The organism is Micromonospora sp. DT41 (genome assembly GCF_049841715.1).
Classification (GTDB): Bacteria; Actinomycetota; Actinomycetes; order Mycobacteriales; family Micromonosporaceae; genus Micromonospora; species Micromonospora profundi.
Genome location: NZ_JBNCKU010000028.1, coordinates 39,036 through 58,549, shown reverse-complemented (window position 1 = coordinate 58,549; position 19,514 = coordinate 39,036). Strand labels below are relative to the sequence as shown.

The window sequence follows — 19,514 nt, the reverse complement described above, 5'->3', positions numbered from 1 at the left end:
GTCGCCTACCTCACCGGGCACCCCGACCTGAACCACCTTCGCCGGCACCTCGCCGACCGACTCCCCACCTACATGGTTCCCACCAGCCTCATCACACTTCCCGAACTACCACTGACCCCCAACGGCAAACTCGACACCGCCCGGCTACCCGAGCCCACACCAACAGCCACTGAACACGTCGCGCCGCACACCGACACCGAGCAATGGCTCGCCGACACCTGGCAGAACCTCCTCGACCTCGACCAGGTCAGCGCCACCGACAACTTCTTCGACCTCGGCGGCAACTCGCTGCACGTCACGCAGTTGGTCGCCCGCATCCGCGATTGGGCCGGCGTCGCCATTCACCCCCACATGTTGTTCGCCGACCCCACGCTGGAGCGCCTGGCCGCCCTGGTCGACCGGCCCGGGGACGCGGACACTGCCGCGCGCTCCGGCAGCGGTGTCGTCACGCTGCACGGTGCGACCGGGCGGCCACCGCTGTTCCTGGTACACCCGTCCGGCGGGTCGGTGACCTGCTACGTCCAACTGGCGGGCATGCTCGGCGACGACCTGCCGGTGCAGGCCATCGAGGATCCCGCGCTGCGCCTCGTCGAGCCGACCGGCGACCTGTCGGCACGGGCCGCGGAGTACGTGGAGCTGATCCGACAGGTGCAGCCACACGGGACGTACCACCTTGGCGGCTGGTCGCTCGGCGGGGTCATCGCTCTGGAGATGGCGCGTCAACTCGCCGACGCCGGTCACCCGGTCGGCACCGTCGTCCTGCTGGACCCGGGGCTGCCGACCGACCCGCGCCCACCGGACGACCTGGACGCGCTGTCGTCGTTCGTCTACGACCTGGCCAGCCTGGCCGACGTGGCACCGCCCGACGTCGACCCGAGCCAGTTCCAAGGGTTGGATCGGGATGCGCTGGAAGAGGTCGCCCTCGACGTGCTGGACAAGGCCGGTCTCGTACCCGCCGGGCTGCGCGACGAGGTGCGGTTGCGGATGCGGGCCTTCACCACGAACGTCGCAGCGCTGCACACCCACCGGCCGCGCCGGTACGACGGCCCGGTGACGGTGATCCGGACCGCCGACGGGGCGGACGCCGACGACGCGACCTGGCAGGCGCTCTGCCCCCGGCTTGATCGCCGGACCGTGCCCGGCGACCACTACACGATGCTGCGGCCACCGCACCTGGCCGCGCTCGCCACAGCGGTACGCGACGCTCTCGGCGAGCCGGTCCCGGCTCCCGGCGGACCGCCACCGGCCCTGCCCGACTCATAGTTCGTTGGATCCACCGACTCGAAGAGGACAGATGGCGGCACCTACCACCGGCCTACGCACCTACGTGATCCTCTGGTGCGGACAGTTCGTCTCGCTGGCCGGATCGAGCCTGTCCGGCTTCGCCCTCGGCGTCTACGCCTACCTGCTCACCGGGTCGGTCACGACGCTCGGTGTCATCTACGCGCTCGCCTATCTTCCGCAGATCCTCGCCTCACCGTTCACGGGTTCGCTCGTCGACCGATGGGGACCACGGCGCGCGCTGGTCGTGAGCAACGTCGCTGCCGCCGCCGTCATGCTGGCCCTGGCCGCGCTGCTCGCCACCGATCGGTTCGCCATCTGGCACATCTACCCGATCGTCGTCTGCCTCTCCGTGATCGGGGCGCTGCAAACGCCTTCGTTCGAGGCGGCGGTGCCCCTGTTGGTGCCGAAGCGGCACATCGGCCGGGCGAACGGGTTGCGCATGGTGGCCCTGGCGACGACGCAGGTGCTGGCGCCCATCGGTGGCGGCTACCTGCTGCTCGCCATCGACATCTCCGGCATCATTCTGCTCGACTGCGTCTCCTTCACTCTCGCCCTGATCACGCTGGCCGCCGTCCGCATTCCGCGACCGGCCGGTTCCGCGACGACGCCCGCCCACCCGTTGTCGCTGCTGCGTGAGTTCGCCGAGGCGTGGCGCTGGGTCGCTGCCCGACACGGTCTGGTGGCCCTGATGGTCTTCCTCGGCGCGCTCAATTTCTGCGCCGGCTTCGTCGACGTACTGATCATTCCGCTGGTCCTCGCGTTCGCCGCGCCCAACGTCCTCGGCACCGTCATGTCCATCGGCGGCCTGGGCATGATCGGCGCGAGCGTGGCCATGAGCATCTGGGGCGGGCCGCGCCGCCGCGTTCACGGCGTCCTCGGCTTCTCTCTCATCCTCGGCGTGGCCACTGTCATCGGGGCGCTGCGACCGAGTATTCCGTTGATCACCATAGGCGCCGTCCTCTTCCTCGGCAGCCTGGCGATCGTCATGGGCAGCAACCAGGCCATCTGGCAGACCAAGGTGGAGCCGCAGCTGCTCGGCCGGACGATGGCCCTGCTCGGCATGGTCGCCAACACACCTCAGCTCATCGCCTACCTCGTGGCCGGGCCCGCCGTCGACCACGTCTTCGAGCCCCTTGTCGGCTCCGAGGCCGTGCGCTCGCCGTTCGTCGCGGCGCTTGTCGGCGACGGGCCGGGGCGTGGGATCGCCCTGCTGCTCATGCTGATGGGCGTGCTCACCGTCGGCTGCGCGATCGCGGGCATCGCCTACCCCCGCCTACGCAACCTGGATGACGAACTTCCGGACGCCAGCACAAAGGAGTCACCCATGCCCGTCGAGCCCGTACCGGCGTCTGCTGCCGTCGCCGAGGTGACGCCGTGACCACCGTGGCGACCGCCGACGCGCCGGACGAGCCTGTCTTCGCAGTTCCGCCGCTGCCGCCGGCCGAACGCGAACGCATCCTGCACCGCCTCAACCCCTACCGTCGGCCGGACATCGGCTCCACGACGATGGCCCAGCCGTTCGAGGAACAGGTCCGGCGCACACCCGACGCCGAGGCGGTGGTCAGCGAGGACGCGAGCCTGACCTACGCCGAACTCAACACCCGGGCGAACCAGCTCGCCTGGCTGCTGCGCTCGGCCGGAGCCCGTCCGGGCACGTTCGTGGCCGTGAGCATGGAGCGCAGCGTGGACCTCATGGTGGCGCTCTACGCGGTGGCGAAGAGCGGGGCCGCGTACGTACCGATCGATCCCGAGCTGCCCGATGCCCGGATGGCCTTCATGCTTGAGGACTCGGCCCCGGTCGCCGTCCTCGTGGACCGTACGACCCGGTCGCGTGTGCCCGCGGGTTCCGGGCTGGTGCTGACTGTCGACCAGGACGGCGAGCGCTGGGCCACCGAACCGACACACGACCTCCCGCCCGAGCCCGGCAACCACCTGATCCACATGCTCTACACCTCGGGTACGACGGGCCGTCCCAAGGCCGTGGCGTACCCGGTCGACGGAGCCCTTGCCGACACCTACTGGCTGCACAGCCGGTACCCGTACGGGCCGGGAGACACCGTCCTGCTCAAGACGTCGTACGGCTTCGACGTGTCGATCTGGGAGATCTTCTGGCCGCTCTACTGCGGTGCCCGGGTCGCCATCTGCCCGCCCGGGGCGCACCGGGATCCCGTACGGTTGCGCGACTTCATCGACAAGCACCAGGTGACCGGCATGTTCATGGTCCCGACGATGATGCAGCCGTTCTACGACCACACGTCGCCCGGTAGCTGCCCCTCGCTGCGCCGGGTGTTCTGCGGTGGCGAGCCGGTCACCCCGCGGGTGCGCGACGGCTTCCACGAGCGCTTCGACGCCGACCTCATCAACTGCTGCGGGCCCACCGAGTTGGGCTGTGTGGCCGAGACCGTACTGGCTGTCGAGCCGAACGCGCCGGTCATGATCGGGTCGCCGCCGGAGCACCGGCGGGTCTACATCCTCGACGACAACCTCGAACCGACCCCGATCGGGGTGGCCGGTGAGCTTTTCGTCGGCGGCGAGGTCGGGATCGCGCAGGGCTACCACCGCCGGCCGGCGCTGAGCGCCGAGCGGTTCCTGGCTGACCCGTTCACGGACCAGCCCGGCGCGCGCATGTACCGCACCGGCGACCTCTGCCGCTACCGGGAGGACGGGGTGCTCGAGCATCTCGGCCGGATCGGCCGGCAGGTGAAGGTCCGCGGCGTACGCATCGAGCTGGCCGAGATCGAGGCGGTCCTGGCCGAGCACGACGACGTCGGCCAGTGCGTGGTCACCGTCGTACCTGACCGGGACGCCGAGATCGCCGCGTTCGTCACGGCGGCACCAGGGCGGTCCGTCTCGGCGTCGGCCCTGCTCTCGCACGCCGCCACGCTGCTGCCCACCGCCATGCACCCGAGCACTGTGACAGTGGTGAGCCAGATCCCGACCTTCGTCCACGGCAAGGTCGACATCGCCGCGCTGCTGAGCCAGATCGACCGCACCGGCGGCGCGGACACCCTGCCGCTGGTGCCACCGGCGAACGCGATCGAGGAGCAGGTCGCCCGGATCTTCTGCGAGATTCTGGGCCGGGAGGCGGTGAGCGTCACGGAGAGCTTCTTCGCCCTCGGTGGACACTCCCTGCTGGTCTTCAAGCTCATCGAGCTGTGCACCACGCAGTTCCAGGTCGACCTGTCGGTAAGGGACGTGCTCGCGGGCCTGACGGTCCGCGACCTGGCCGCCACCATCGCACGTCTGACCCCATCGGAGGCGACACCATGACAGCTGACGTCGAGACGGGCGAGGCGGACGACATCCTGGACCGGGTCGTCACTGTCGACCTCGCGGACCCCAGGTTGTACGCCGGTGAGCGACCGGAGCGGCTCTGGGCGACGATGCGCCGCGCCGGCACGCCGCTGTTGATGACCGGCCTGCGCGAGCACTGGGCCGTCACCCGGTACGAGCAGGTCCGGGAGGTCTTCCGGGCCAGCCACCTGCTCTCGTCGCAGAAGGGCAACCGGCTCGGCGAGAAGCCGTCGGACATCGAGGCCGGCGAGGCCGCGGGCGGGCTGTCGATGCTCGTGGCCGACGATCCCGCGCACGCGCGGATGCGCCGCGCGCTCGAGTCCGCCTTCTCACCCAGGGCCCTGGGGCGGCTGACCGACAGCACCCACGCACTGGCCCGACGGCTGGTCTCCGACGCCGCCGCGCAGCCGTCGGTCGACTTCGTGGACGCGATCGTGACGCCGCTGCTGACCACCGTCGCCTGTGACCTCCTGGGGATCCCGCAGAGCGATCGCCCACGGCTCGCGGAGCTGAGTCAGATGGCGTTCAGCGGGGCCGGTCACGTCACGGCGACCGCGCAGATGACCGCCCACGTCGAGCTGCTGGCGTACTGCGATGAGCTACTGACAAGCAAGTACCGGAATCCGGGCGACGATCTGGCGACGACGCTGGCCCAGGCCCAGCGCGACGGCGATGCCATGAGCCGCTCGGCCGCGATCATGAACTGCCACGACTTCATCCTTGGCGGCAACGCCTCGGCCCGCTACGTACTGACGGCGATCCCCCTGACGATGGTCAGGCAGCGTCCGTTCTGGGCGTCGCTGCGCGCCGGTGACGCCGAATTCGGCGTCGCCACCGAGGAGCTGTTGCGGTACGAGGCGCCTGTCAACCACGTGATGCGGTCTCTCCTGGATGACCTGGAGATCGACGGCGTGACCATGCGGCGTGGCGATCTGGTCACGCTGTGGTTGCGCTCGGCCAACCGGGACGCCGAGGTCTTCGACGACCCCGAGCGTATGAGCCTGAGCCCGCGGAGCCGCCCGCACCTCAGCTTCGGCCACGGCCCGCACTACTGCATCGCGGCCTACCTCGGCCGGTTGGAGATCGCGTCACTGTTGCGGGCTCTGGCCGATCTCATCGACGACGCCGAACTCGCTGGCGAACCCCGGCGCATGGAGTCGAGCTTCCTGCGGGGTTACCGCTCGGTGCCGCTGGCCCTGCACGGCAAGGGCTGATCGCCGCGCCGGGCCAGCGTCACCGCCCGGCGCGCAGGCCTGAGCAAAGATGGTCGAGAAGTTCCGGCGGCGCGTCGACGATGCGGTTGTGCTCCCCCGGGAGGACCCGGAGGGTGGTCTCGCCGCATTCGGCCCACCCGGTCATCTGGTCGGGCGTGACCTCCGAGTCGTCGCTCCAGCCGAACGCGGAGATCGGGCAGGACAGCGGGCCCGGGTCGGAGGCGATGTAGTGCCGGCTCATGTCGAGGTCCGAACGCAGGATGTCGGCGTAGATGGCTACCAACTCCGGATGAGGGCTGCTTCCCATGTCGCGGACCGTCTTGCCCAGCTCTTCCGCCAGCTGCGCCTCGTTCATGGTCATCAGGCGCCCGATGACCTCGTCCTGAGGTGCCATGAGCGACGAGACGTACAGCCCCGCCGGCCGGGGCCCGTCTGAACGCTCCAGCGCGACTGTGGCCTCGTAGGCGATCAGCGCCGACCAGCAGTGGCCGAAGAAGGCGAAGGGAACGTCCAGGTAGGGCGCGAGGCCCTCGATCATCTCCGCGGCAAGGTCCTGGAAGGTCTTCGGCATCGGGTCGCTGAAGCGGGTGAGCCGGCCCGGCAGCTCAACGGCGAGGAACTCGATCCCGGCCCGCTCCTGCGGCCAGTTACGAAAGACGCTGGTGCCGCAGCCGGCGTGCGGGACGCAGAACACCCGGCCTTGGACACTCGGTGAGGGCGCGCGCTGAAGCCAGACGGACTTGCGGGCTACCGGATTCACGACGCCGGCTCCTTTCGTTCGGGGTCACGCCGCCCGAGCGGGTCGGCGTCGGCGTCGCGCGCGGCGATGTCCTCCCGCACGCGCTCCGGCGGGTACACGAACCGCAGGAACACGCCGGCCATCGCCGTGGTGACAAGGGCCATCACCACCATCAACGAGTAGAGCTCCTGGTCGAGCACCCCGATCTGCAGGCCGACGGTCAGCACGATCAGTTCGGTCAGGCCACGGGTGTTGATGAGCAGCGCGAGAACGAGCGAGTGGCGCGGGCGCACACCGCTGATCCGGGCGCCGAAGAACGCGCCGGCGCACTTGCCACCGATCGCCACCAGCAGGATGAGCGCGAGCTCGCCGACAGCGGTGCCGCCCAGCCCGGACAGATTCACCTTGATGCCGGCGACGATGAAGAAGACCGGGAGCAGGACCCACGTGCTGATCTTCTCGATCAGCGGCAGCACCCGCTCGCGGAGCGCGACAGCGCCCTCACGCGGCATCACCACGCCGAAGAGGAACGCGCCGAAGATGGCGTGCAGGCCCATCCACTCGGTCGCCGCCGCCGACGCCGCGAGGCCTGCGGCGACAGCGACGAGCACTGCGGTCCCGCTGAAGAAGCCACTTTCCGGGTGGCGCCGGGCCAGCCGGGCGAGCGCGGGCCGCACGACCTTGAGCATCAGGGCGGCGAACGGGATCACCAGCAGGACACGCCACGGGTCACCGCCGGCGTCGGCGAGCGCCGCGACAACGGCGAGCAGCGACCAGGCGAGGACGTCGTCAACTGCCGCGCAGGCCAGCGCGAGACCACCGATCGGCGTGTCGATGAGGCCCCGGTCGGCCAGGATCCGGGCCAGCACCGGGAACGCGGTGATCGACATCGCGGTGGCCAGGAAGAGCACGAACGCGAGACGGTTCTCCGCCGGGTGGTTGCCCAGGAGATAGAGGGCCAGCAGCGCCCCCAGGCCGAACGGCAGCGCGATGGCGCTCAGCGACACTGTTGTCGCGATGCGGCTCTGGCCGCGCAGCAGACGGTGGTCCAGGTGCAGGCCGACGAGGAACATGAACACGCAGACACCGACGCTGGCGATGGTGGCCAGGGTCGGTCGCACGTCGGTCGGGAAGACAGCCGAGGTGACCGCGCCGTTGAAGAGCGTGGGCCCGAGCAGGATGCCGGCGAGGATCTCGCCGATCACCGCCGGCTGGCCGAGTCGACGGGCCAGCGCCCCACCGATCCGCGCCGCAACGAAGATCACCAGGAGGGCTAGCAGGAGTGCCAACACGGGTCGTCTCCTCTACCTGAGGGCCAGGGCGAGGTCCCGGGCGCCGCCGCGGCGGACCGCAGCGCCGAGCACCCGAACCCGGTCGCCACGGTGTTCCACCTCGAGCCGCCCGCCACGCTGCGACAACTGGAGGGCGACGAGCGCCGGGCGGCCCAGCCGCCGCGCCCAGAACGGCGTCAACTTGCAGTGCGCGGTGACACACACCTGGTCCTCGTCGACCCCCAGCGACGGGAAGAACGTCCGGGACACGAAGTCCACACCGGACGGTCCCGGCGCCGTCACGATGTGCCCGCGGAACGGCAGCCGGGCAAGCGCCGCGAAGTCCGGACGGACCTGGGCCACGACCTCGGCGGAGGCGACCTCGACGAGGACGTCGTCGCTGGAGACCGCACACCCCACGGCGTCGACGCCCAGGGCTTCGAGGAGCCCCTGCGGCGGCGGAGCGGGCATCAGCGTGGCTGCCGGCAGATCGATGGCGATCAGGTCACCGACCCGCTCGGCGTACAGGACGCCGTTGTCCGACACGAAGCGCAGTGTGTCGGACCCGACGCTGCCGGCGTCCTCGAAGAGGTGGCGTGCGCTCGCGATCGTGGCGTGCCCGCACAGGTTGATCTCCTTGTACGGGGTGAACCACCGCACCCCGTACTCCCCCGGGCCTGCCGGCACCACGTACGCGGTGGTGGGCAGGCCGATCCGGTGGGCGGCCTCCTGCATGCTGGCCTCGTCCGGGAACGAGTCCACTGCCACCACGGCCGCCGGGTTACCCGCGTACCGCCCGTCGGCGAACGTGTCAACGATGTGATAGCGCACCGGTGGTGGTTCCTTCCCAGGCGCGGAAGACCTGGTCGATCGCCGCGCCCATCCCCCAGACCTCCCGATACGGCGGGCCCTCCGGCCCGGTGTCGATGTCGCGCTGCCGCGCGTACGCGGCGGTCGTCCACTCCGCCGTCGATGGATAGCGGTGGTGGTAGTCGTGGTTTGGCAAGTCGCCGACAACGACGAGCAGCCGGGACGGGATGTGGTAGCACAGCGTCGCCGCGATCCAGCGCGTCCACGCGACGGCCTTGGCGCCGGCGGGCAGCGAGCGCGCCGGGACCGGCGCGCCGCAGTAGCGGGCGTTGGTGTTCGCCGCCGTGTAGAAGCGGTGACCGAACTCCGGGTTGCGCGGCGCGAGCCACTCGTGCTCGCCCAACCGGTCCAGCAACGCGCTCAGCTGCGCGAACAGGATGACCGGCAGCACGAACGCGAGCACCAGCACGAGCACGCCGTTCGGCATCCAGAACGGCATCGAGAGCCACCAGCCGACCCAGGCGGCGAACCCGACCCGCCGCCAGGTGCCGGCCCGCAGGTTGCTGGTGACCCGGCCGAGGAAGCCGCGCGCGTAGAAGACCGGGGACAGGAAGACCCTCCACGCGCGCCGCCACTGCTCGGCGCGCGTGAGGCCCGGACGGAACCCGAGGTCGAGCAGGAACTGCACGGGCGGGTCGACCTCCGTCGCGAAGATCTCGCGCCGGTGGTGGTTGTCGAAGTGTTCCTCTTTGAAGTCCCGGAAGGTGTGGAAGACGGACAGGACCGTCACCGCCTCGCCCCAGAACCGGTCGGTCGCCGCATTGCCGGAGAACTTCCGGTGCAGGGCCTGGTGGGCGATGACGAGGACCATCATCCGTTCGCCGGTGACCGTCAGCACCCAGCCGAGCAGCAACACGACGTACCACAGTGGGAACATCACGGCCACCGCGACTGTGGAGATCGCGAGCCCGGAGAGGAACAACGTCAGCGTCACCGCCAGGTACGAGGCCCACGTGTGCCGGATCAACGGCTCCTGGCCTGGCAGAGCCTTACCGGTCTGCCAGGTCCAGAAGTGTTGCGTCCACGCCGGGAAGCGCGTGTACGTAGCACGGACGTCCACGGAACTCACGGGGCCTGGGTGGTCGCCCCGACGCCGGACTCCAGGGCGAGACGGTCGAAGAACGCGATCCACAGCCGCCACATCTCGTCGGCCGCCGCGATGACCGCGTCCTCCTGCTCGGTGCTGAAGTCCGCCATCAGGGCGTGGTTGGCCTCTTCCACGTGGTCCGGCTCCTGCTCGACGTGGATGGACACCCAGTGGTTGTCCGAGACGCCGGTCGTCCGCTCGATCACCTTGCCGATGCTGGAGACCATGAGCAGGTCCGTGGTCTCGGTGGCGAAGATGAAACCGAGCGCGTCCTCGTGCTTCTCCGAGGCCCGCCGGTAGCCCTCCACGAGCGCCGCCGTCTCCGGGTACGGAGTCGTACCGGTGACCCGGTCGCGGTCGAAGCCGCACTTCACCATCGATTCGACGTAGATGACCTCGTGCGCCAGGTCGACCCGGCCGCCGCCGGCCTCCTGGTTGAGGATCCGCGTGATGGCGGACTTGGCAGCGATGTCGGGCAGCACGGCAACGCAGCGGGCGAGGAAGGTCGGGAAGTAGTGCAGCGGGTACCACCACTGCTCGATGAGCAGGGCGGCCTGCTCCTTGGTCAGCTCGGCGGTGTCGACCGCCGCGAAGAACGGGTGGTCACGGAACTTCTGGTAGACAGGGCTGGCGGCCAACCGGTCGCCGAACGTGAACGTCGCGGTCACTTCTACTCCTTCACAGGTCGTTCGGGTCAGACCGGCGGGCTGTCACAGCACCATCCGGTCGATCGGGGTGAACGGTTCCCCCCACGCGTTCTCGGACCGCACCCGGTTGTGTCCGTACTCGTCCTCGCCGGCCACCACCACGCAGCCGTGCCGGGACAGGTCGAAGTGGTGACCGAACTCGTCGAACTCGGTCATCCCGCCGTAGACCCGCACGTGGGTGGGTACGACCCGGATCGCGAACCCCATCCGCTGCCGATTGCTGATGTTGGGGTTCGAGCCGTGGATGCACCGGGCGGTGAAGATGAAGAACTCGCCGGCCCGCATCTCCAGGTGTTCCACGTTCTCCTGGTCCGGGTCCCAGTGCTTGTCGAGCTTGATGTCGTCGTAGTTGTAGCCGAAGAACGAGTTGTCCCGGGCGGAGCCGTTCCACTCCATCGGGGCGCGCTCGTCGTACTTCCACTCCCGGTGACTGCCCGGGATGACCTTCATGCAGCCGTTCTCCCGGGTCGCGTCGGTGAAGGCGACCCAGCAGGTGAGCTCCATCGGAGCCTCCGGCGACCTGTCGGTCGCCTCGAGCATTCCGGTCGTCGCCTCGCCGATCGCGTACGTCTCGACCTGGTGCCATCCGGTGCCGGTGTCACCCGGGTTCTTCGGGAAGAACTCGGTACGCCAGCAGGTGATGTCCGGACCGATGATCGCCTGCATCCGTCGTACGATCTCCGGCTCGGTGATGAGCTTGCTGAGCCCGGGGATGTCGAGGTGACGGTCGTAGTTGACGGGGTTGTCGAAGACCTTGCGCTCGTTGTTGGCGGGGTCGAGCAGCTCCCTGCGCTGCTTCTTCCACCAGCGGTTCATCTCCTCCGGCTCCCAGAGGGTGAACGGGCCCATGTAGCCCCGCTCGGCGAAGGCCTTCCGGTCGTTTTCAAGATCCATTAGTGATGCTCCCTACCCGACCCACGCGTTGCAGCGCCGAATCCAGTTCCCGCGCCGCCTCGGCGACGTGCTCTCCCCTTATGAAGCCCCAGTGGTCACCCGAGATCGGGATGACCGTCAGCGATCCGGGACACAGCCCGCGCATGGCCTGGGCCAGTCGCGCCTGACGTTCGTCATCGGACCCGGCCGCCTGGAACAGGTGGACCGGTCCGGCGTACGGGGCGGGCTCGTAGCGCATCGCCGCGTTCATGCACGAACGGGCGGTCTGCAGCGCGGTCCGCAGGTACCCGCCGGACGAGGCGCCGCGGACCGGCGCGCCCATCAGCTGGGTCCAGGTCTGCCCGCTGGTCAGCTCCGCGATGTCGGCCTCGGTCGAGGCCGGGTCGTCGAGTCGGGCGAGGACGGAGTCCAGCATGTCGAGGAACGGCGTGCGGTCCATCGGCAGGCCGGTGATCGGATCGATGACCGGGTTGGCGTCCAGCAGGGCAAGGAACTCGACCTCGCCGCCGGCGGCTGTCAACTGCTGGGCCATCTCGTACGCCAGCACGCCGCCGAACGACCAGCCCGCGAGCCGGTACGGCCCGTCCCGCTCGATGGTGCGCAACTGCTCCACGTGCACCCGGGCGATATCGGCCAGTGAACTGCCGAACGCCGGCGGTTCGCCCTGCCACCCGATGCCCAGCAGGCGCAACGGCGCCCGCGAGGCGCGCGCCAGTTCCCGGTAGCCGAGCAGCTCGCCGCCGAGCGGGTGGATCAGGTACATGCTGCGCCCGGAGGGGCCGGCCCGCAGCGTGACGATCTGCGACGAGCGGGGGCGCTGCTCCGGCAGCGTGGCGTCGGCCCCCAGCGCGCCGGCGAGATCCTCGACGGTGCTGTAGTCCAGGAACACCGACAGCTCGACGGTCCGGCCCAACTCCTGTTCGAGCTCGGTCACGACCCAGGTCGCGAGCAGCGAGTCACCGCCGACGTCGAAGAAGTCGTCGTCGGCGTCGAACTCGTCGTGCCCGAGCACCCTCGTCCAGATCGACGTGATGAGTTCGGTGAGCGACGGCGCCTCCGGCGGGCGCGGTCCGGTCGGGTCCGGCAGGTCGAGCGCGGCCAGCGCCAGCGTGTCGACCTTCCCGCTCGCGGTTCGGGGCATCCGCTCGACAGGCACGCAACGGGTCGGGACCATGTAGGGCGGCAGTTGGCCGCGCACGTGGTCGGTGATCTCCCGCTGCGTGACCTGGCCGTCGGTCTGCAGGTAGGCGACCAGGACCGGAACGCCGTCGGCGACCTCGCGCAGACCGACCGCCGCGGCGTCGACGCGGGGGTGGCTCAGCAGCGCGTTCTCCACCTCGGCCGGTTCCACCCGGAACCCGCGCACCTTGAGCTGGGTGTCCGTCCGGCCGACGAAGTCGAAGCCGCCGTCGGCACGCGCCCGTACCAGGTCGCCGGTGCGGTAGAGGCGGCTGCCCGGGGTGAGCGCGAACGGGTCCGCCACGAACCGTTCCGCGGTCAGCGCCGAATCCCCGTGGTATCCCCGGGCGAGGCCGCTGCCGCCGACGTAAAGCTCGCCGATGTCGCCGTCGGCGACGCCCGCGAGCTTCTCGTCGAGAACCCGGCAGACGACCTCGTCCACGGCCGCGCCGATGGACGGCACGACCGGCCACGAGGCGACGTCGGCCGGCAGGGTCAGGCTGGTCACCAGGTGCGCTTCGGTGGGCCCGTAGTGGTTGTCGAGCCGGCACTGCGGGACCGCCGCGAACAGCGCGCGGATCGCCGGGGTGATGATGAGGCGTTCACCGGCGGTCACGACATGCTCCAGCGAGTCCGGCACCACCTGGCGGCGCTGGGCCGTGACGGCCATCAACTGCAGGGCCACGTACGGCAGGAACAGCCGCTGGATCCGGTGCGCGACGATCGCGTCGAGCAACGCGGCCGGGTCGCGGCGGATCTCCTCGGAGGCGACCACGAGGCACCCGCCGGTCGCGAGCGTCGAGAGCACCTCCTGGAACGTCACGTCGAAGGAGGTTGCGGTGAACTGCAGCGTGCGCAGGCCCGGCCGCCCGTTGCCGACCTGCCACCGAAGCAGCCGGGCCAGCCCGCCGTGGGTCATGGCGACGCCCTTGGGCCGACCGGTCGACCCGGACGTGTGCATGACGTACGCCAACGCGTCGGGGTGCGGCGACGCCGCCGACCCGGGATCCACTGCCGGACCGGACGGCGGCACGATCGTGAGGCCCGGCGGCAACCGGTGCGCGTCGGCGCGTTCGGCCACTGCGACACCGGCCCCGAGCGCACCGACGACGGCGGCCAGCCTCGCGGCGGGCGCTGTCACGTCGAGCGGGCAGTACGCCCCGCCCGCGGCCATGACGGCGAGCATGGCGATTACCGAATCGGTGGACCTGTCGAGCAGGACGGCGACCGGCTGGTCCGGCACGACACCGCTGGCACGCAGGCGTGCCGCCAGCGCGTCGACCCTGTCGACCAGCTGGGCGTAGCTCACCGGATCGCTCGGTCCGTCGGCGACGACAAGCGCCGGCGACCCGGGGTTCGTTCGAGCCCACGTGCGCACGAGCTCGTACCCGAACGGTGCGATCGCCCCGGCGTCGGTAAGCGTCACGGTACCGGCCTCGCTCATTGCGGCACCCTCCCGAGTCCTGGCGTTCGTACTTCGACCCTAGGTACGCCAGGGATCGACGGGACGTCACGTGAATGGGCGACGGCTCGCCCGGGTGCGACGTCCGTACGGCGAACTGTCCGCTGAACCGGGGACACGGCGGCTGGTTGACGGGCCGGGTGGCAGGTTCGTTAACTGAGGCGGCCGAGACGACCGGCGGTAGGAGTGTTCGTGAGCGACACGACGACGCACCAGGACAGCGAGATATCGACGCCGCCGGAGTGCGTCGGTCCCGTGGCGATTCCCCAGGCGCTGACGCATGCCCTGCGCCGGCTGGCGGAGGCGGCTGCTGTGGACGACCTTGTTCCGCTGTCGGTCTGCGCGACCGAGCTGGTCCTGCGGATGTCGCTACCAGGACCGCCTGTCCGGGCCCGGGTCATCCGCGGCCCGCTCGAATCCGTCACTCCCCTGTCGACGCGGCTCTCGGACGCGGCGGTGAGCTTCCGCGACGCGCTCGCGCGGTCGCCGGGCCGTTGCACGTCGACGGTGCCGGTCGACGTCGTATTCCTCGTGTCGCAGGACGGCGACCGCCTGTATGTCGAGACAGTGCCACGGTCGGCCGGCGCGCCGACAGCGGAAGGCTGGGCCCGCGCGTTCCTGCGCCTGCTGTCCAGCGCGGGCAACGAGCCCGACGCGCCCCTCGCCGGCCACGCGTTCCAGGCCCAGCGGGAGGCCGTTCAGGGCCGGGAGCGAGGGTGACTGCGCCGCGCGACGTGCGTACCGACGACGGCCATCCGGAGTACGACCCGTTCTCGTACGCGGTGCAGGAGGATCCGTACCCGATCTTCGCCTGGATGCGTGAGCACGCGCCGCTGTACCGCAACGAGAAGCGCGACTTCTGGGCGCTGTCCCGCTACGCCGACGTGTCCGCCGCACTGCGTGACCCGACGCGGTACTCCAGCCGCAACGGCATCGCCCTGGAGCCCGACCTGTGGGGGCCGGACGCCAGGAAGACCGCCTTCTTCCTGGCGATGGACCCACCCGAGCACGGCCGCTACCGAAGCCTCGTGTCGTCCGCGCTGGCGCCGCGCCGGGCCGCCGCGCTGGAGCCGAGGATCCGCGAGCTAGCCCGGGATCGGCTGGAGATGCTGCGCGGCCTGCCGGCGTTCGACTTCGCCGAGGAGTACGCGGCTGCCCTGCCGAACGACGTGCTGTGCGAGTTGCTCGGCATTCCCGCCGCGGACTGGGATCAGGTCCGCGCCGACACCGACGAGCTCAACCACCGCGACGACATGTCCGACGGCCGCAGCGCGACCTCGACGGCCGCAGCGCTCCGGCTCGCCGAGTACCTGCTCGACGTCGTCCGGACCCTGCGCCGCCGGCCCGGAGACGATCTGACCTCGGGGTTGACCCAGGCGGAGGTCGACGGCGCAAAGCTCACCGACGCGCAGATCGTCGGGTTCATGTTCATCATGCTCGTCGGCGGTAACGAGTCCACCGGCAAGACGCTCGGCAACGCCTGGTACTACGGCCACCTGCACCGCGAGGTGCAGCAGGCGGGGCTGAACGGACGCGCCGACGACTGGGCGGGCGAGACACTGCGCTACGACTCGGCGAGTCAGATGGTCGCCCGTGTTCTCACGACCGACACGCTGATCCACGGCACCTGGGTGCCCGAGGGCGCCCGCATGGTGATCCTGCACGCCTCGGCCAACCGGGACCGGCGTGTCTTCGAGGACCCGGACCGCTTCGATCTCGACCGGGACACCGGACGGCTGATCAGCTTCGGCAACGGACCGCACTTCTGCCTGGGCGCCGGGTTGGCCCGCCTCGAGATGCGGATCGCGCTGGAGGAGATCGGTGCGCTCGTCTCGGAGTACGACGTCGACATGGCCCGGGCCCGGCGCTGCCACTCACCGCACCAGCACGGCTTCACGTCGATGCCGTGCGCCGTGAAGTGGCGTACCGGTTGAGAGCCCGTCAAGCCGTCATGTCGGCCTCCCGGGCCCACTGACGATCACCATCTCGTTGCCCTCGGGGTCGGCGACCCGCCACCGGTGCGCCGACTCGTCGAGGATCCGGCCACCGGCCGCGACGACGGCCGCGAGACGCGTCCGCGCGAGATCCGGCGGCACGGCGAGTTCGACGTGGACGCGGTTGCGTTGCCGGCGCCCTAGGGCCCTCTCTGGGCCGGCGTGACCGCGTGACGGGACAGCGGATCAGGCCCGCTCGACCTCGTCCAGCAGCGCCTCGAACTCGTCCAGGCCGGACTGCTCCCCCTGCGTGCGGACGACGAGCCGCGCCAGTTCGTCGACGGTCGGCGACTCGAACACGTCACGCACCGCGAGCTGGACCCCGAAGACGTCGCGTACCCGGGTGATCAGCCGGGTCGCGAGCATCGAGAAGCCGCCCAGCTCGAAGAAGCTGTCGTAGATGCCGACCCGTTCGATGCCCAGCAGTTCCGCAAGCAACTCGGCGAGCTGCCGCTCCATCGGCGTACGCGGCGCCGCGTAGTCGTCGCCGAGTCCGGCGTCGCCGCTGGGCCGGGGCAGTGCACGCAGGTCGTACTCACCCCACGGGGTACGCGGCAGGGCGTCCAGCACGAACAGGTGCCGCGGCACCAGGTAGTCGGGCAGACGCGCCTTGAGATGACTCTGGATCGCGGCGGCGCCCCGCTCCGGGTCGGGCCCGGCCACATAGCCCAGCAGCGTGGTCGCCCCGTCGGCGTCGGTCTGCGTCAGGACGACAGCATCGTGGACTCCGGGGACGTCGCGCAGGCCGGAGAGGGTTTCGGCGGCGTCGACGTACACGCCGCCGGACGACACGACGGCGTACTCCACCGACCCGTCGGCACGTCGGCGACCGTGGTCGCCGGTGCGCTCGTCGCCGTACCAGATCTCGGCCAGTTCGCCTGTCGCGGCGAGTTGCCCGGAGGCCCGCCGCAGCGTGACAGGCATGCCGGGCAGCGGGGTGCCCAGCGGGACACGCAGCGGCGCGTTGCGCACCTCCATGTCCTGCGGTGCCTCGTAGCAGCAGAGCGGGCGTCCGTCGGCCGTCACCCGGTACACCGCCACGCAACGGCAGCCCGGTGCCATCTCCCGCACCGCCTCGACGTCGTGCGGCAGCAGGTCACCGGCGTTGTCCATCAGCACGTACCGCAGCGCCGGCAGCTCGGGCACCGGGTTCTGCGCCGTCATCGCCCGCAGGATCGGCGCGTCGACGTACGCCACGGTGACGGCGTTCTCGCGCAGCCAGGTGGTCAGCGCCCCGGCGTCCGCGCCGAACGCACGATCCGGGACCAACAGTGTGGCGCCGGCGGCGAAGGCGGTGCGCATCGCCGACATCAGCTGGCCGGGCCGGCTGGACAGCACAACGAACCGGTCGCCGGGACCGAACTCGAACCGCTGGGCCGCCCAGTCGTCCGGGGTCTGCGCGGCGGGGCCGCCGTCCGGCACGGGGAGCGGGCCGGTGGCAGCCGGCAGGACCGTCCGCAGATCCACGGTGCCGGCGGCCGGCGCACCCGCCGGGCTGCCGTCCAGCACTGTCGTGAGTTCGAGCGGCCCGGTGAGCGCCGGGTCGTCGGTCTCGATCACAGTGCCCACCGCCCCGGCGCCGGCCGCACCGAGCAGCGCGGCGACGAATGCGGCGTTCGGCCGGCGCACCACGCCGACGCGGTCGCCGGCCCGGACTCCGCGCTCGGCAAGCACCTCGGCGACCCGCTGCGCGGCCACCGACATCCACGCGTAGCTCCACTCCCCTTCGCCGTCCACCACGGCGGCCAGGTCGGCGCCGTCCGGTCGCCGGAGGTCGACAGGCCCCAGGGTGTACGCCGGTTCGACGGCGACCGCAGGCTCGGCGGGCTCGTCGAGCAGCCGTACCGTGGGGTCCTGGACGGCCCGGCCCAGCAGCGTGCGCAACTGTCGGAGCAGCACCCGGCCGGTCTCCGGGTCGCAGCGGTCGGCCGGGAAGTCGAGCTTGAACCGCAGCACCCCGCCGGACTCCTGCGCGGTGAACGTCAGGTCGTAGCGGCTGAACAGCGACGGTGTGTCCATCGGCTCGATGGCCAGGTCGGTGACCTGCTCGGCCTCCGGGCTCGCCACCACGTTCAGGACCACCTCGAACAGCGGTGTGCGGCGCGGGTCGCGGACGATGTCGAGGTCGCGGACCAACTCGTCCATGGGGGCCTCGGCGTGGGCGTAGCCGTCCAGGGCGGTCCGCCGCACGCGCTGGAGCAGGTTGGCGAAGTCCGGGTCGCCGGACAGGTCGACGCGCAGCGGCAGCATGTTGACGAAGAAGCCGATGAGCCGGTCGGTGACGCTGTTGGTCCGGCCCGCGACGGGCACGCCGATGACGACGTCGGTCTGCCCGGCCCACCGGCTGAAGATGGTCGCCAGGACCGCGTAGAGCACCATGAACGAGGTGACGCCGTGGGTGCGGCACAGCTCGTGCAGCGCCGCCGTCTCCGCCGGCGACAGCGCGTCCACGACCTGGCCCGCCTCGGCCCGCAACGCGTTCGTCCGCCGCTGCACCGTCGGCAGCGCGAGGACCCGTGGTGCGCCCTGCAGATGCTGCCGCCAGTGGCCGACCTGGTGTTCCAGGGCATCGCCGGAGAGCCAGCCGCGCTGCCACACCGCGTAGTCGCGGTACTGCACGGGCAGCGCGGACAGGCCGGCCCGCTGCGGGTCGCCGCCGGACCGGTACAGGGTGGTCAGTTCGCGGATGAACATGCCGATCGACCAGGCGTCGGACACGATGTGGTGCATCGTGACGCCGAGCGCGTGCTCCCGCTCCCCGAGCTTGACGAGCAGGCAGCGGATGAGCGGGCCGGTGGTCAGGTCGAACGGCGTGGTGAGTTCCTCGTCGAGCAGGCGCCAGGCCGCCTCCTCGACGGACGCGTCACCGCCCTGTTCCCGCAGGCCGGTGAGGTCGCTGATCCGGATGTGCCAGTCGTCGTCCGGGTCGTCCACCACCTGCACCGGCTCGCCGTCGGTGGCCGGGAACCGGGTACGCAGCGTCTCGTGCCGGGCGATGATCGCGCTGATGCTGCGTTCGAGGACCGCGACGTCAAGCTCCCCGAGAATGCGCCGCCGACCGTGCACGTTGTAGATGACGCCGGGCAGCAGCTGGTTCTCCATCCACAGCCGCTGCTGGTCGAAGGACAGCACCGGACGGGCACCGGAGGGCCGGGGCAGCAGCGGCTGCGGCCGGGTCGCCGCGCGGGCGGCGAAGGACTTCGCGGCCACGACGGACGCCAGGCCGGCTACCGTACGCGACTCGATGTAGTCAGCCACCGGGATGTCGACGCCGAACGTACGCCGGATCTGCGCGACCACCCGGGGCACCTGGGCGACGTTGCCAAGCGTGAGCAAGGGGTCCTGCACGTCGACGTCGGTACAACCGAGGACCTCGTGCAGGATGCCGAGGAGCGCGTCCTCGTACGGGGTACGGGGCGGCAACGACCGCTCGCCGTCCACGCCGAACGGCTCCTGGAAGTGAACGGGCTCAGCCGGGGATGTCTCCGCAATGGGACGCGCCATGCCGGAAACCTACGG

Annotated in this window: 15 protein-coding genes; 6 read left to right on the top strand and 9 right to left on the bottom strand. The window is 70.7% G+C overall.

From position 1 onward, the window contains the following. The 4 genes from ACLQ23_RS30570 to ACLQ23_RS30555 all read left to right on the top strand — a co-directional run. Nucleotides 1-1,263, top strand: a 1,263-nt coding sequence (locus tag ACLQ23_RS30570; RefSeq protein WP_425881468.1) for a thioesterase domain-containing protein, incomplete at its 5' end; no start/stop codon positions are given. A gap of 31 nt (nucleotides 1,264-1,294) precedes the next feature. Then, a complete protein-coding gene (locus ACLQ23_RS30565) occupies nucleotides 1,295-2,662 on the top strand; it encodes an MFS transporter (protein WP_355597736.1) in 1,368 nt (455 codons plus the stop codon). After that, nucleotides 2,659-4,554, top strand: coding sequence for a non-ribosomal peptide synthetase (locus ACLQ23_RS30560; RefSeq protein WP_355597738.1), 1,896 nt, complete (start codon nucleotides 2,659-2,661; stop codon nucleotides 4,552-4,554). Before ACLQ23_RS30565 ends, ACLQ23_RS30560 begins: the two co-directional genes overlap by 4 nt. Continuing rightward, on the top strand, nucleotides 4,551-5,792 hold the full coding sequence (locus ACLQ23_RS30555) for a cytochrome P450 (RefSeq protein ID WP_355631272.1): 1,242 nt from the start codon (nucleotides 4,551-4,553) through the stop codon (nucleotides 5,790-5,792). The genes ACLQ23_RS30560 and ACLQ23_RS30555 overlap by 4 nt, the downstream gene beginning before the upstream one ends. Nucleotides 5,793-5,811: 19 nt before the next feature. Here the strand turns inward: ACLQ23_RS30555 and ACLQ23_RS30550 are convergent, their stop codons facing one another. From ACLQ23_RS30550 to ACLQ23_RS30520, 7 genes are read right to left on the bottom strand one after another with little or no spacing between them, the layout of a single operon-like run. Further along, complete coding sequence (locus ACLQ23_RS30550) at nucleotides 5,812-6,552, bottom strand: thioesterase II family protein (RefSeq protein WP_355597742.1); 741 nt, start codon at nucleotides 6,550-6,552, stop codon at nucleotides 5,812-5,814. Further along, nucleotides 6,549-7,823 carry a cation:proton antiporter gene (locus ACLQ23_RS30545; RefSeq protein ID WP_355597744.1) on the bottom strand — a complete coding sequence of 425 codons (1,275 nt, stop codon included), beginning with the start codon at nucleotides 7,821-7,823 and terminating at the stop codon, nucleotides 6,549-6,551. The genes ACLQ23_RS30550 and ACLQ23_RS30545 overlap by 4 nt, the downstream gene beginning before the upstream one ends. A 12-nt stretch (nucleotides 7,824-7,835) precedes the next feature. After that, the gene (locus ACLQ23_RS30540; protein ID WP_355597746.1) at nucleotides 7,836-8,633 is read right to left on the bottom strand and encodes a PhzF family phenazine biosynthesis protein; all 798 of its coding nucleotides are present in this window, start codon (nucleotides 8,631-8,633) and stop codon (nucleotides 7,836-7,838) included. Then, nucleotides 8,614-9,741: a fatty acid desaturase gene (locus ACLQ23_RS30535; RefSeq protein ID WP_355597748.1), complete on the bottom strand. Its 1,128-nt coding sequence runs from the start codon at nucleotides 9,739-9,741 to the stop codon at nucleotides 8,614-8,616. Before ACLQ23_RS30535 ends, ACLQ23_RS30540 begins: the two co-directional genes overlap by 20 nt. After that, complete coding sequence (locus ACLQ23_RS30530; protein WP_355597750.1) at nucleotides 9,738-10,427, bottom strand: TenA family transcriptional regulator; 690 nt, start codon at nucleotides 10,425-10,427, stop codon at nucleotides 9,738-9,740. Before ACLQ23_RS30530 ends, ACLQ23_RS30535 begins: the two co-directional genes overlap by 4 nt. Nucleotides 10,428-10,469: 42 nt before the next feature. After that, entirely contained in the window at nucleotides 10,470-11,360 is an 891-nt protein-coding gene (locus tag ACLQ23_RS30525) for a chlorinating enzyme (protein WP_355597752.1), read from the bottom strand. After that, nucleotides 11,350-13,983 carry an amino acid adenylation domain-containing protein gene (locus ACLQ23_RS30520; protein WP_355597754.1) on the bottom strand — a complete coding sequence of 878 codons (2,634 nt, stop codon included), beginning with the start codon at nucleotides 13,981-13,983 and terminating at the stop codon, nucleotides 11,350-11,352. Before ACLQ23_RS30520 ends, ACLQ23_RS30525 begins: the two co-directional genes overlap by 11 nt. 210 nt (nucleotides 13,984-14,193) lie before the next feature. Between ACLQ23_RS30520 and ACLQ23_RS30515 the strand changes: the two genes are divergently transcribed. Beyond that, nucleotides 14,194-14,721, top strand: coding sequence for a hypothetical protein (locus ACLQ23_RS30515; protein ID WP_355597756.1), 528 nt, complete (start codon nucleotides 14,194-14,196; stop codon nucleotides 14,719-14,721). Then, a complete protein-coding gene (locus tag ACLQ23_RS30510; RefSeq protein ID WP_355597758.1) occupies nucleotides 14,718-15,935 on the top strand; it encodes a cytochrome P450 in 1,218 nt (405 codons plus the stop codon). Before ACLQ23_RS30515 ends, ACLQ23_RS30510 begins: the two co-directional genes overlap by 4 nt. A gap of 15 nt (nucleotides 15,936-15,950) precedes the next feature. On the opposite strand, the gene ACLQ23_RS30505 is transcribed toward ACLQ23_RS30510, so the two are convergent. Together ACLQ23_RS30505 and ACLQ23_RS30500 are read right to left on the bottom strand one after the other, a co-directional pair. Beyond that, the gene (locus ACLQ23_RS30505; RefSeq protein WP_355597760.1) at nucleotides 15,951-16,097 is read right to left on the bottom strand and encodes a hypothetical protein; all 147 of its coding nucleotides are present in this window, start codon (nucleotides 16,095-16,097) and stop codon (nucleotides 15,951-15,953) included. An 84-nt stretch (nucleotides 16,098-16,181) separates the two neighbouring features. Further along, complete coding sequence (locus ACLQ23_RS30500; protein ID WP_355597762.1) at nucleotides 16,182-19,499, bottom strand: condensation domain-containing protein; 3,318 nt, start codon at nucleotides 19,497-19,499, stop codon at nucleotides 16,182-16,184. Nucleotides 19,500-19,514 lie beyond the last annotated feature (15 nt).